The 13,356-nt window shown below is 58.0% G+C and carries 13 protein-coding genes; 5 read left to right on the top strand and 8 right to left on the bottom strand.

Features of this window, described 5'->3' with window-relative positions:
- Window positions 1-104 precede the first annotated feature (104 nt).
- Window positions 105-1,028, bottom strand: coding sequence for an epimerase (locus tag GOV91_RS16620; protein WP_171236341.1), 924 nt, complete (start codon window positions 1,026-1,028; stop codon window positions 105-107).
- A gap of 84 nt (window positions 1,029-1,112) precedes the next feature.
- Here GOV91_RS16620 and GOV91_RS16615 point away from each other — a divergent pair, with 84 nt between their 5' ends.
- Window positions 1,113-2,006 (top strand): LysR family transcriptional regulator, encoded by an 894-nt coding sequence (locus GOV91_RS16615; RefSeq protein ID WP_171236340.1) that lies wholly within the window; start codon window positions 1,113-1,115, stop codon window positions 2,004-2,006.
- Between the two features lie 3 nt (window positions 2,007-2,009).
- Here the strand turns inward: GOV91_RS16615 and GOV91_RS16610 are convergent, their stop codons facing one another.
- On the bottom strand, window positions 2,010-2,537 hold the full coding sequence (locus tag GOV91_RS16610; RefSeq protein ID WP_171236339.1) for a redoxin domain-containing protein: 528 nt from the start codon (window positions 2,535-2,537) through the stop codon (window positions 2,010-2,012).
- Between the two features lie 91 nt (window positions 2,538-2,628).
- Between GOV91_RS16610 and leuB the strand changes: the two genes are divergently transcribed.
- Window positions 2,629-3,732, top strand: a complete 1,104-nt coding sequence (leuB, locus tag GOV91_RS16605) for a 3-isopropylmalate dehydrogenase (protein ID WP_171236338.1) — start codon at window positions 2,629-2,631, stop codon at window positions 3,730-3,732.
- Window positions 3,733-3,785: 53 nt separating this feature from the next.
- Here leuB and GOV91_RS16600 read toward each other — a convergent pair whose 3' ends face one another.
- Window positions 3,786-5,960, bottom strand: a complete 2,175-nt coding sequence (locus GOV91_RS16600; protein ID WP_171236337.1) for a transglycosylase domain-containing protein — start codon at window positions 5,958-5,960, stop codon at window positions 3,786-3,788.
- 258 nt (window positions 5,961-6,218) lie between these two features.
- Here GOV91_RS16600 and GOV91_RS16595 point away from each other — a divergent pair, with 258 nt between their 5' ends.
- Both GOV91_RS16595 and GOV91_RS16590 read left to right on the top strand, forming a co-directional pair.
- Window positions 6,219-6,557: a P-II family nitrogen regulator gene (locus GOV91_RS16595; RefSeq protein ID WP_170537262.1), complete on the top strand. Its 339-nt coding sequence runs from the start codon at window positions 6,219-6,221 to the stop codon at window positions 6,555-6,557.
- A 34-nt stretch (window positions 6,558-6,591) separates the two neighbouring features.
- Window positions 6,592-7,920: an ammonium transporter gene (locus tag GOV91_RS16590; protein ID WP_171236336.1), complete on the top strand. Its 1,329-nt coding sequence runs from the start codon at window positions 6,592-6,594 to the stop codon at window positions 7,918-7,920.
- A 47-nt stretch (window positions 7,921-7,967) separates the two neighbouring features.
- Here GOV91_RS16590 and GOV91_RS16585 read toward each other — a convergent pair whose 3' ends face one another.
- The 5 genes from GOV91_RS16585 to GOV91_RS16565 form a co-directional block, all read right to left on the bottom strand.
- On the bottom strand, window positions 7,968-8,264 hold the full coding sequence (locus GOV91_RS16585; protein ID WP_171236335.1) for a YciI family protein: 297 nt from the start codon (window positions 8,262-8,264) through the stop codon (window positions 7,968-7,970).
- A 137-nt stretch (window positions 8,265-8,401) separates the two neighbouring features.
- Complete coding sequence (locus tag GOV91_RS16580) at window positions 8,402-9,586, bottom strand: amino acid aminotransferase (protein ID WP_171236334.1); 1,185 nt, start codon at window positions 9,584-9,586, stop codon at window positions 8,402-8,404.
- Window positions 9,586-10,440 carry a 3-mercaptopyruvate sulfurtransferase gene (sseA, locus tag GOV91_RS16575; protein ID WP_171236333.1) on the bottom strand — a complete coding sequence of 285 codons (855 nt, stop codon included), beginning with the start codon at window positions 10,438-10,440 and terminating at the stop codon, window positions 9,586-9,588. The genes GOV91_RS16580 and sseA overlap by 1 nt, the downstream gene beginning before the upstream one ends.
- Before the next feature lie 93 nt (window positions 10,441-10,533).
- On the bottom strand, window positions 10,534-10,803 hold the full coding sequence (locus tag GOV91_RS16570) for a hypothetical protein (RefSeq protein ID WP_171181009.1): 270 nt from the start codon (window positions 10,801-10,803) through the stop codon (window positions 10,534-10,536).
- Entirely contained in the window at window positions 10,800-11,363 is a 564-nt protein-coding gene (locus GOV91_RS16565) for a helix-turn-helix domain-containing protein (protein ID WP_171181007.1), read from the bottom strand. The genes GOV91_RS16570 and GOV91_RS16565 overlap by 4 nt, the downstream gene beginning before the upstream one ends.
- A 108-nt stretch (window positions 11,364-11,471) precedes the next feature.
- On the opposite strand from GOV91_RS16565, the gene ilvD reads away from it, so the two are divergent.
- Window positions 11,472-13,304, top strand: a complete 1,833-nt coding sequence (ilvD, locus tag GOV91_RS16560) for a dihydroxy-acid dehydratase (RefSeq protein WP_171236332.1) — start codon at window positions 11,472-11,474, stop codon at window positions 13,302-13,304.
- Window positions 13,305-13,356 lie beyond the last annotated feature (52 nt).

Raw genomic sequence — 13,356 nt, 5'->3', positions numbered from 1 at the left:
GGCGGCATCCGTCGCTCCGCCGCAGCCAATTGGATTAGCAGCGCGAGGTCTGGCCTCTTATTGAACCGGGTAACCTTCACCGTCCAAAGTAAACGCAACGAAGGTCAGTTGTTGGCAGGTTTCAACAGACCGCCGCCGACGGACCGGATCGCAGGCGATGGGGCTACAAGTTGCGTTGGAATCGCAGAACATAGGGCAACATCCAAATCAGTCCGCGGCACCGCGCCTAGCAACTCGGTAAGGTATGTGCCGTCCAACTGATGGGGCACTTGCCAAAGATACCGCATCTCAAGCAAGTGCGCGGCCATACGCCAAAACGGTCGAGCCAATTTCAAGGGCCACCAGTGCATCGGCTTCACGGAAATGTCCTGCCCAGTGACCTTCGACAGAGCATGAGCAAATTGTGATCCGGTCAGGGTGTAACCTTCGAATGGGACATCGCAAAACCGGGGCAACTCATGGCGCTTTTCGGCCAGCAGCACTGCAACGCGGGCCAGATCTGGTAGATAAGCCCACGCATGCGGGATGTCCGGGTTGCCGGGATAGACCAACCGCCCCTTAGCAAGATCTTTGATCATGACCTGATCAAACCAGTTGCCCGAGGCACATGTGTCAATGAAATCCCCGGCACGCAGAATAATGGTACGCGCGGTCGAGCGGCGATAGGCTTCCTCCATCTCTATTCTGACACGACCCAAAGGGTTGCGCGCCTTGTGCGGTGTTCCACCGTACCAGGGACCCGGTGCTTCAGGTCCAAAGACATAGACGTTTCCCGGCACCAAAACCGTTGCCCCGGTCTCCTCCGCTACCTTAATCACCTGTTGGTGCAGGCCCGGTACAAGACCTGCCCAATCGGGGTAGGGTGGATTCCAGCCATTGACGATAACGTCCATTCCGCGCGCCTCTTGTTCCAGCGTGTCGCGCGTGCGGTCAAAGCTGTGCACGGTCCACCCGGCGTTGCGAAACGCCAGCGCAGCGTTGCGACCAAATCGGCCCGTGGCCCCCAGAATAAGTACGGATTGCGGCATGGTTCCCTCCTGTTGGGGCAGAGATTACCCTAAGGAAAGCAATAGGGAATTGCCCCAAATTGCAGATCATGTATTCATTTTTGAATGGACAAAGCCCTTACACATGCCGACTGGTCCCTGATCCAAAGCTTTCTTGCGGTGGCCGAAACCGGGTCTCTTTCTGCCGCAGCCCGACAGTTGGACCGCAGCCAGCCCACCTTGGGACGGCAGATTCAGACGCTGGAAGCCGAGCTGGAGGTTTCTCTTTTTGAACGACACGCAAGAGGGCTGAAGCTAAGCGATGTGGGCCATCAATTGCTGCCCATGGCCCAACAGATGCACACGGCCATGAACGCTTTTAGCATGACAGCAGCCGGTCAGTCGCAACAACTGGAAGGATCAGTGCGCATTACCGCGTCGGTCTTTGCATCGAACCACATCCTGCCGCCGATTTTGGCACATATCCGGCAACAGGAACCTGCGATTCAGTTGGAACTGGTTGCCACCGATGCCACCGAAAACCTGCTGTTCCGAGAAGCCGATATTGCCGTGCGCATGTACCGCCCCGAACAGATGGACATTCTGACCCGGCATTTGGGTGAGATCTCGTTATGTTTTTGCGCCGCTAAAAGCTATTTGGATCGCGCAGGTCGCCCGACCTCACCAGAAGAGGTGTTCCAGCATGATCTGGTGGGGTTTGACACGGATGACCGCATCATTGCTTCGATGCAGGAAAGGGGCTGGAACGTTGGGCGCGATGCCTTTGCCACACGATGCGACCACCAGACCGTGTATTGGGAACTGATCCGGGCAGGCTGCGGACTGGGATTCAGTCAGATTCAGGTGGCCGAGGCCGATCCGCTGGTCGAAATTCTGGATATTGGGGTCGAGATCAAGAAAATGCCGGTGTGGCTGGCCGCGCCGCAAGCCATGCGCCAGACCCCGCGCATTCGCAGGGTCTGGGACCTTTTGGCCGAAGGGCTCAAGGCCAGTCTTTGACGGTCAAAGCGGCCCTGTATAAGTCCCGCGCGCAGGGTAATTGTTGCCCAGCGTGAACTTCAGGCCACCCGCAATATCCGACATCGACGGGCGCCCAAATGGCGTGGTCTGCTGCCACGCGTAATAGAGCGTCTGATCGGGTGCGATATAGAAATGACCGGGCTCTGCGAAAAAATCGGGTTCTGCACTGCCTTCGCGCTTGGTTGAGATGTTCAGCCCCCAATCCTCGCGGGCGGCAGCCAGCGGCAGGCTGTGACCCACGCGCAGTCGTTTTGCCCCTGCTTTTTCGGCTGTTTCGGCGGCACGTTCGGCGGTATCGGTTGTGATCATGATGACCTCGACGCCCAGCGCCGCAAAATCGTCCAGCGCCGCCTCGACCTCGGTCATCTGCTTGATGCAGATTGGGCAATGAAGCCCGCGATATTGAATCACCAGAGTCCCGTTTTCGCCCTTGTCCGTCTCAAGATCGAAGCGGCCATGCGCCACGGTTTCGATTTTCAGCGCAGGAACCGGGTTTCCAGGTGTCAGCATGTGTTTTCCTCGTGTTTTGACGGGTTCGTCTCATTGACCCGATGCACCGCAGACGCTAGGGCCTGTGCAACAAAACGCAAGGAGACCCTTCATGTCCAACCCCTCGCTCCTCATCCTGCCCGGAGACGGAATTGGCCCGGAAGTTATGGCCGAAGTGCGCAGAATCATCGATTGGTTCGGCACCAATCGCGGTCTTCAATTTGACTTGAGCGAGGACCTTGTCGGCGGTGCCGCCTATGACGCCCACGGCAAGCCGCTGTCTGATGAGACGATGGCCAAAGCGCAAGAGGTGGACGCGGTTCTGCTGGGTGCTGTTGGCGGCCCGAAATACGACGATCTGGATTTCAGCCTCAAGCCCGAGCGCGGCCTGCTGCGCCTGCGCAAGGAGATGGACCTGTATTCGAACCTGCGCCCGGCCCAGTGCTTTGACGCGCTGGCCGATTTCTCGTCGCTGAAAAAAGACATCGTTGCCGGTCTGGATATCATGATCGTGCGCGAGCTGACCTCGGGCGTCTATTTCGGCGAACCGCGCGGCATCTTCGAAGAAGGCAATGAACGCGTCGGCATCAACACCCAGCGTTACACCGAATCCGAGATTGAACGCGCCGCACGCTCGGCCTTTGAACTGGCGATGCGCCGGAACAAAAAGCTGTGCTCGATGGAAAAAGCCAACGTCATGGAATCCGGCATCCTGTGGCGTGAAGTCGTGAATCGTGTCGCCGCCGACTACCCCGAGGTTGAGCTGAGCCATATGTATGCCGACAACGGCGCCATGCAGTTGGTGCGCGCGCCGAAGCAGTTCGACGTGATCCTGACCGACAACCTGTTCGGTGACATCCTGTCCGACTGTGCCGCGATGCTGACGGGCTCTCTGGGCATGTTGCCTTCAGCTTCGCTGGGCGCGCCTATGGCCAATGGCCGCCCCAAGGCGATGTACGAACCGGTCCACGGCTCGGCCCCTGATATCGCGGGTCAGGGCAAAGCAAACCCGATCGCCTGTATCCTCAGCTTTGCCATGGCGCTGCGCTATAGCTTCGATCAGGGCGAAGAGGCAGACCGCCTTGAAGCCGCGATCGAGAAAGTTCTGGCTGAAGGCGTCCGCACCGGCGACCTGCTGGCGGATGAAGGCGTCACACCGGTGTCCACCACCGAAATGGGTGATGCGATCCTGGCAGCTTTGGATGCCAGCGTCTAAACCACGCAAGAAACGAACGACAAAAGGCGGTACCCAGTGCACCGCCTTTTTTGTTAGTTGCCGCCGAATATATTTCTCAGCAGGTTATTGATGTCTTCCGCAAAACCGCCCTGCCTACGACGGGGCTGTGGCTGCGCAACTTGCACCGGCGGTTCAGGTGCCATCATCGGCAGGGGCGTAGGCGTCATCCCTTCGGTGACGCGCAGCATGGTCTCTTTCCAGATTTCAGCAGGCAGCCCGCCCCCGGTTACGCCAGACAGCGGCGTGTTGTCGTCATACCCCATCCAGACGCCGGTCACATAATCAGCCGTAAAGCCGATGAACCACGCATCCCGCGCGGCCTGAGTTGTCCCGGTTTTGCCTGCCACCTGCCAACCCGGCAGCTTGGCGCGTCCGCCGGTGCCTTCGGACACCACACGCTCCATCATCCAGGTCAGTTGCTTGGCGGCCGAGTCGTTGATCACCCGTTCACCAATACCTGTCGTCGTGACCATGACGGGCGTTTCATCCCCCAGCAGCTTCAGCTCGGTTAAGCCATAAGGCTCCACTGCCGATCCACCGTTCAGGATTCCTGCGTAAGCTCCGGTCATCTCGATCAGCGTGCTTTCCGACGCGCCCAGCGCCAAGGCCGGACCCTGCGCCAGATCGCTGGCAATACCAAAGCCGCTTGCGACAGTGCGGACGTTATCCAAACCCGAAATCTCCGCCACTTTCACAGCCGGAATGTTCAAAGAGTTCATCAACGCATCTGCCAACGTCACCTGCCCATAGAACTTGTTGGTGTAGTTTTTGGGGCACCATTGACCTGAACCGGGAATGTTCACGCAGTAGGGCTCATCCATCACCGTATCCAGCGGCGAATACCCAAGTTCCAGCGCGGTGGCGTAAACGAACGGCTTGAACGACGATCCGGTCTGACGCAACGCCTGCGTCGCCCGGTTAAACGCACCAGACACCCTTGTCTTGCGCCCACCAACCATGCCGCGCACTGCACCATCTGCCGACATCACGACAATCGCGGCCTGCGCCTTGGACCCTTCGCGCACCTTTTCCTGAAAGATGAACTTCAGAGCTTCTTCGGCAGAGGTTTGGATGCGCTGATCCAGAGTAGTACGGATCACCACATCCTCGGTGGTGTTGCGCGTAAAGAACTCGGGCCCACTTGCCATGACCCAATCCGCGAAATAGCCGCCTGCACGCGCAGCGGCAGCTTCTGAAAGCTCGGCCGGTCTGGTGCGTGCTTCGCTGGCTTGTGCCGCGGTCAAATAGCCCTGGTCCTCCATCAAACCAATCACAAGCCGTGCCCGGTCTTGAGAACGTTGCAGGTTATTCGTTGGCGCATACCGCGTGGGTGCCACCAGCAGACCGGCCAGCATCGCAGCCTCAGCTGGGGAAACTTCTGCGGCAGACTTTCCAAAGTATCGCTGGCTGGCCGCTTCAAACCCGCGCGCGCCTGCACCCAAGAAGGCCCGGTTCAGGTAGATCGTCAGAACCTCGTTCTTGGAGTATTTGACCTCCATCGCCATTGCATAAACGGCTTCCTTGGCCTTGCGCCAAAGCGAGCCCTGGCGGCAATCGGCCTCGTAAGCGGCTTCAGAGTCCCATTCAGACGGATCATACGGCTCTCCCAGACACAGCAGTTTGGCTGTCTGTTGGGTGATGGTTGACCCGCCATGGCCAGACAAAGGCCCGCGTCCTTCGCTCAGGTTGATGCGCACGGCACTTGCAACGCCGCGCGGGCTGACACCGAAATGACGGTAGAATCGCTTGTCCTCGGTCGCGATCACGGCGTTCTTCAGATGGGGCGACACCGTATCCGCCGTGATCACCCCGCCAAACTGATCCCCGCGCCAGGCAAAAACCTTGCCATCGCGATCCAACAAGGTCACTGACCCGCGCGCGCGCCCGTCCAGTAAGGCATCTACATTGGGGAGAGTTGTATACACGATGCCGACCGCCAATGCGATCAGGGCGGCGACAATTGCCCCCACGCGCCACGTCAAACCCCAGATCAACCTCCAGATCCAGCGGAAGAGTCGACGGAAAATACCGCCTCCGTTTCCGCCGGTGCGTTTGCGCTTTGTCTTGCGCGTGGTTTTGCGGGCGGTCGTCTTGCGTGCGGTCGATTTCTTGCCCGCCGGGCGCTTGGAGGCCGACGGTTTACGCCCTTTGGAGGGGTATCTTTTGTCCGCAACCAATCGCGGCTTTCGGCGCTTGGACTCAGTCATGCTCAAACTCTGCCCGTTATACTTTTGCGCCACCATACCCCGGAGACCCGTCTATGTAGAGGTCCGAATTTCCGTAATTTCCCCTCATCAATCTGCTCATTTTTTAGCCACTTCGTACTTTTTGTGCAAAAAATGTGCAACAATACGCCATTTTGGTATGCAATTACGACCCGTAACCGTTTCTTACGACGTTCTGTCACGCTCTTTTTCTGCAGGTGCAAACAAACCGGTCCCGCCGGACAATCAGAGGGGAAAGACGTGAAACTGATCATTGCGACAATCAAGCCGTTCAAGCTGGAGGAGGTGCGCGAGGCACTGACCCAAGCTGGCGTGCGCGGCATGATGGTGACCGAAATCAAGGGCTTCGGCTCGCAGTCCGGTCACACCGAAATCTACCGTGGGGCCGAATACGCCGTGAACTTTGTCCCCAAGATCAAGCTCGAGATCGTGGTACCGGCCACAATGGCCGACCAGATCGTCGAGACCATCACCAACACCGCCAAAACCGGCAAAATCGGTGACGGCAAGATTTTCGTCCTCGATGTCGAGCAGGCCCTGCGCGTGCGAACCGGGGAAACCAACGAGGAAGCGCTGTAAGCGCGGCCACTCCACACTCATTCGAGGAAGTAAAATGAACCTGATGAAATCTCTCATCCCTGCCGCTGCGCTTGTCGTGCTGCCGCAGATGGGTCTGGCGCAAGAGGCCGCCGCAACCGGCGAAACTGCGCAGCACACGCAATATATCCTGACTTCGCTGCTTTTCCTAGTCGGCGGGTTTCTGGTTTTCTGGATGGCTGCGGGCTTTGCCATGCTCGAAGCTGGCCTGGTGCGTTCAAAGAACGTTGCCATGCAGCTGGTTAAGAACATGGGCCTGTTTTCCTTTGCAGCCATCATGTACTGGCTGGTGGGCTTTAACCTGATGTATCCGGGCGATGGCTGGACCATCACCGGCCTTCTGGGTGCCTTTTCGCCAACATCGCTCGAACCGGTTGGTCTGGAAGGCGTCGAGACGGATCTGTCTTACGCATCCGTTGGCTCGGACTTCTTTTTCCAGCTGATGTTCTGCGCCACCACCGCCTCCATCGTATCCGGCACCATGGCTGAGCGGGTCAAACTTTGGCCCTTCTTCTTCTTCGTCATCGTCCTGACCGGTATCATTTATCCAATCGAAGCGTCCTGGCAGTGGGGCGGCGGCTGGTTGTCCGAGATGGGCTTTAGCGATTTCGCTGGCTCGACTCTGGTGCACGCCGCAGGTGGCTTCGCAGCTCTGGCCGGCGCCATCGTATTGGGGCCGCGGATCGGCAAGTACAACAAAGAAGGTAAGGTTGTTCCGATCCCCGGTTCGAACCTTGCGCTGGCCACACTGGGGACATTCATCCTGTGGCTGGGTTGGTTCGGTTTCAACGGCGGCTCGCAGCTGGCAATGGGCACCATCGGTGACATGGCCGACATCAGCCGCATCTTCGCCAACACCAACATGGCTGCTGCTGCCGGTGCCGTTGCCGCGCTGATCCTGACGCAGGTGATGTATGGCAAGGTCGACCTTACAATGGTGCTGAACGGTGCACTGGCAGGTCTGGTGTCAATCACCGCTGAACCGCTGGCCCCGTCGCTGTTCCAAGCTCTGATCATCGGTGCAATCGGTGGTGTTATCGTGGTCCTGACCGTCCCGATGCTGGACCGCATGAAGATCGACGACGTCGTTGGTGCGATCCCGGTTCACCTGATTGCAGGTTTCTGGGGCACCTTCATCGTGGCATGGACCAACAGCGATGCATCCTTTGTGACCCAGATCATCGGCTTCGCAGCAATCGGTGGCTTTGTCTTTGTGGTCAGCTTCATCCTCTTCTCCATCCTCAAGGCAACTGTAGGCCTGCGGGTTGGTGAGGAAGAAGAGATCAACGGCCTGGACATGGGTGAACTGGGTATGGAAGCCTATCCTGAGTTCTCCAAGGGCTAAGACCTGAGAATGGTGATTGAAGGCCGGGCGTTCGCGCCCGGCTTTTTTCATAGAACCGCAATCTGGTCTTCTAGCAGCTTTCCCCAAGTGAAAATTTCAAAGCTGCGGTATTGCGGCACATAAAACGGATCTTCTTCGATCAACGCGACGACGTCTGCTTTGCTGTCGACTTCAACAATCCAAAGCGCGCCGCAAAAGTCTTCATCTGTATCAGGCTTCAACCCGCCGCCGATCAACAACTCGGGATGGGCCTTGGCATATGCGACATGCGCATCGCGAAGGTCGCGCCGTGCGCGAACTTGAAGCATGTCCTCTGTGTCTTTGAAGATAACAGCCCAGCGCATTCCTAACCTCGTATTCAGTACCTCTATGAGGTTAGGGGCGGTTGTTTGTTGGCGATAGGGCCAGTCGGACCGAATGCCCTATTCCAGAAAAAAGCCGCGCTGGTTGGCGCGGCTTCTGTTATTTGATGGTGACCCGGTCAGACACCCACGTCGATAATCGCCTGTGCCAGAATCGGCACTGTGTTTGCATTCAGACCAGCGATGTTCAGGCGGCTGTCACCAACCATATAGATGCCGTGATCGGCGCGCAGTTTCTCGACCAGTTCCGGGGCCGCACCAAGGCGCGAGAACATGCCGCGGTGCTGGGCGATGAATCCGAACCGGTCAGACCCGCTGCGGCGCTGCAATTCGTCAGCCAGCTGCTGACGCAGGCCCAACATCGACAGACGGACCTCTTCCAGCTCTGCCGCCCAATCCGCGCGCAGGGCTTCGTCCATAAGAATGGTCGTCACGACGCGCGCGCCATGATCCGGCGGGAAGGAATAGTTCTGGCGGTTCAGAAACGCCAATGTTCCCTGATTTAAAGCGGTTTGTCCGGCGTCCGCGCTGATCGCCATCAACAAACCAGTACGTTCCCGGTAGACACCGAAATTCTTCGAGCAAGACGCGGCAATCAGGCATTCCTTGACCGATGAGGCAACCAGGCGTGCCGCCTGTGCGTCTTCTTCCAAACCGTCACCAAATCCCTGGTAGGCGATGTCGATCATCGCCACGAGGCCAAGCTCGTTGATCAGGTTCACGACCTCTTGCCATTGCACCATGTTCAGGTTGGCACCGGTCGGGTTGTGACAGCAGCCATGCAACAGAACTACGTCACCTGCTTTGGCGGTTTTCAGGTCGGCCATCATCCCGTCGAAATCAACGCCGCGGGTTTCGCCATCGAAATACCGGTACTGAACGGTCTCTATCCCCAGATAGTTCAGGATCGACAGGTGGTTCGGCCAGGTCGGGTTCGAAACAAACACACGCGCCGAAGGGTTCGCCATGCGGATCATCTCGAACGCCTGTCGGCAAGCTCCGGTGCCGCCGGGCGTTGCCACTGCGGCGATATTGGCGCGTTGAACCGATGTGCCCAGAACCAAGCCGATCATCGCGTCTGCAAAAGCCGGATCACCCGCCAGACCGGTGTAAGCTTTGGTTTCCTGCTCTTCCAGAATGCGTCGCTCGGCAGCTTTGACTGCACGCATCACCGGAGTCACGCCATCGGCGTTCTTGTAGACGCCCACACCCAAGTCGATCTTCTGATCGCGCGGGTCTTCGCGGTACATCTGCATCAAGGCCAGAATCTTGTCGGCAGGCTGCGGCTTGAGGTTCTCGAACATCAGTTCTCTCCGGTTGCGACGGGCAGGGTTGGGAAGGCACCCCATTCAGCCCAGGAGCCGTCATAAAGCGAGTGGTCTTTCTTGCCCATGCGTTCAAGCGCAAGGCTCAGAATCGCGGCAGTGACGCCCGACCCGCATGAGGTGATTGCAGGTTTGGACAGATCAACGCCAGCGGCCTGGAAAATGGCACGACAGTCCTCGGGCGATTTCATTGTGCCATCTGCATTGAGCAACTGGCCGAACGGGACGTTGCGGGACCCGGGGATATGGCCCGATCGCAATCCTTTGCGCGGCTCGGCTTCCGCGCCGGTAAACCGACCGGCAGAGCGGGCATCGATGATCTCATGATCGGCCAGCTTGGCTGCAGCGGAAACTTGCGTGACGTCCCGGACAAGCTGGTTTTGAACGCGCACAGTCATGTGACGATCACGGATGACCGGCGGCAGATCCTCGATCTCGCGACCTTCGGCTTGCCATTTGGGCAAACCGCCATCCAGAACCGCGATGTTTTCCTGGCCCATCAGACGGAACAACCACCAGACACGTGCCGCTGACATAAGCCCGGCGCCGTCATAGACGACAACCTGATGACCATCGCCCACGCCCATCGCCCGAAGGCGTGACATGAATTTCTCGACCGGAGGAGCCATATGCGGCAGTTCCGACCGGTGATCCGAGATTTCGTCAATATCGAAGAACCGCGCCCCGGGGATGTGGCCGGCATCATATTCGGCTTTGGCGTCGCGGTTCTGCGCGGGCAGATACCAAGACCCATCCAGAATCCGCAGATCCGGGTCTTTCATATGCGCGGCCAGCCATTCAGTCGAAACGAGGGTTTTTGGATCGTCCTGCATCAAAGCCTCCCCTAAGCGAGCTTGGATTTTCCCTATACCCCGCGTCTTTTAGGTTCAAGTGTGGATAGCGCTAGCGCCTGATACCCACTTGATTTATCGCGCCCCGCGCGGGCGAAAGTGCTGAATGATGCCGATGATACTGATCAAAATCCAGAACCCTTCGATCAGCATTGAAGCCAAGTTGAAATTCTCAAGCAAGGAATAGACGATCAGCACCGACCCCAGCAGGTTGACGACAGGAAAGGCCAGGTCGTCAGAGTTCATCATCCGCATTTGTGTCGCGAAATAGGCCGCAACCACAATAAGGGCTCCGAACGAGCCGATGGCGTCAACGATGGTGAGGCTGTCGAAAAATGCGGTCATGACTCTGCCTTGGTCGTCTGTGAATATTCGGTGTGTTGGGCGTAGTGATGCATGTTCAGAAACGCTGCCCCCTGCGGACCTGCGCGATAGCCATGCGGCAAATCAGCAGCAAATCGCACGCCCTGGCCTGCTTGCAAGGGTACCCAGTCCCCGTTGCGCAGAATGTCGAGAGAACCTTCAAGAACAAAGACTTCTTCTGTTACACCCGTTGCGTGCGCTGGTGACTCGTGACTTTGGTTCGGGGTCAGACTGACGTGAAACGTCTCGGCCCTCAGAACGGGATCGAAAGGGAAGACGATCTTGACTTCGATACTGCCGGGAAAGGTGACAGTCTGAAAGACTGAGGGGTCGCCATTGGCCGTGTCGATCAACGCACTCAGCGGCACCTGAAAGCCTTTGGCGATCTTCCACAGTGTTGCAATTGTCGGGCTGGATTCACCACGCTCGATCTGACCCAGCATGGCCTTGCTGACGCCCGTCAACTCAGCCGCTTTCGACAGGCTCAGACCCGAAGCCGACCGCACATCTCGCAACCTAAGCGTAATGTCATCAGCATCCATTTTAGCGCCCCGCGAATCCTCTTGTACGTTATAACGCACATGTGCTACGTGCGCTATAACGTACGACCCCAAAGACATGCAACCCGAGGAAATAGGGAAAACAGCATCATGCCATTGTACCGATCCAGAACCTCTACCCATGGCCGCAACATGGCCGGTGCCCGCGGATTGTGGCGCGCCACAGGCATGGGCGATGATGATTTCGGCAAGCCGATCATCGCCATCGTCAATTCGTTCACCCAGTTTGTGCCCGGCCACGTGCACCTGAAAGATCTGGGTCAGATGGTGGCGCGTGAAGTCGAGGCCGCAGGTGGCGTTGCAAAAGAGTTCAATACCATCGCGGTGGATGACGGCATTGCCATGGGCCATGACGGGATGCTCTATTCGCTTCCCTCGCGTGAAGTGATCGCGGATTCTGTGGAATACATGGTCAATGCGCATTGCGCTGACGCCATGGTCTGCATTTCGAACTGTGACAAGATCACGCCAGGCATGCTAATGGCTGCCATGCGCCTGAACATTCCTGCGATCTTTGTGTCAGGTGGGCCAATGGAGGCGGGCAAGATCGACATCGCCGATCTGGACGCGAAGAAAATCGACCTTGTGGACGCCATGGTCGCCGCAGCGGATGACAAATTCACCGACGAGCAGGTTCAGCACATCGAAGAAAACGCCTGCCCGACCTGCGGATCATGCTCGGGGATGTTCACGGCCAACTCGATGAACTGTCTGGCCGAAGCGCTGGGTCTGGCCTTGCCGGGCAACGGTTCGACACTGGCAACACATGCCGACCGCAAAGAGCTGTTCCTGGAAGCGGGTCGCCGTATCGTTGAGATCACCAAGCGACATTACGATCTGGACGAAAAAGGCTTCCTGCCGCGTGAGATCGCAACTTTTGACGCGTTTGAGAACGCCATGAGCCTCGACATCGCCATGGGTGGGTCGACCAATACCGTTCTGCACCTGCTGGCCATCGCACATGAGGGCGAGGTCGATTTCACCATGACCGACATGGATCGCCTCAGCCGTAGGGTGCCGTGCTTGTGCAAAGTCGCGCCCAACACTGAGAACGTGCATATGGAAGATGTTCACCGCGCTGGCGGAATCTTCTCGATCCTCGGCGAACTCAGCCGCGCGGGTTTGCTGCACGAAGATTGCAGCACGGTGCATTCGGCCACGATGGGCGAGGCGATTGCCAACTGGGACATCAAGATCGCCAACAACCCCAAGGCACAAGAGCTGTTCAAAGCTGCCCCCGGCGGTGTGCGCACCACGCAGGCATTCAGCCAGTCGAACCGGTACAAAGAACTGGATACTGACCGCGAAGGCGGCGTGATCCGGTCGAAGGAACACGCTTTCAGCCAGGATGGTGGCCTTGCGGTTCTGTTCGGAAACATCGCCCGCGACGGCTGTATCGTGAAAACGGCTGGCGTTGATGAAAACATCCTGAAGTTCACCGGCTCTGCCTATGTCTGCGAAAGCCAGGATCAGGCCGTCAGCGACATCCTGACCGGCAAGGTCAAGGAAGGCGACGTGGTCGTCATCCGCTACGAAGGACCGCGTGGCGGCCCGGGGATGCAAGAAATGCTCTATCCGACTTCGTATCTGAAATCCAAAGGTCTGGGCAAAGCCTGCGCCCTTCTCACTGATGGACGTTTCTCGGGCGGTACTTCAGGCCTTTCAATTGGCCACGTCTCACCCGAGGCGGCCGAAGGCGGTGAAATCGGGCTGGTCAAGAACGGCGATACAATTGAGATCGACATCCCCAACCGCTCGATCCATCTGGCCGTGTCTGACGAAGAACTGGCTGAGCGCCGCCAGGAGCAAGACGCCAAAGGCTGGGAACCTGCCGCGCCGCGCAAACGCAAGGTCTCTACTGCACTGAAAGCCTATGCCAAACTGACCACCAGCGCGGCAAGAGGGGCCGTGCGCCAGCTTTGAGTTAGAAACCGCTTAGAAGCGGCCCACCCATACGGTGGGCTGTTTTTTTGTT

Origin of the sequence: Ruegeria sp. HKCCA6837 (assembly GCF_013034475.1) — a bacterium.
In the GTDB taxonomy this organism is placed as follows: Bacteria; Pseudomonadota; Alphaproteobacteria; order Rhodobacterales; family Rhodobacteraceae; genus Ruegeria.
Note: the sequence above shows the minus strand (reverse complement) of the source record. Positions and strands in the feature narration are given on the sequence as shown.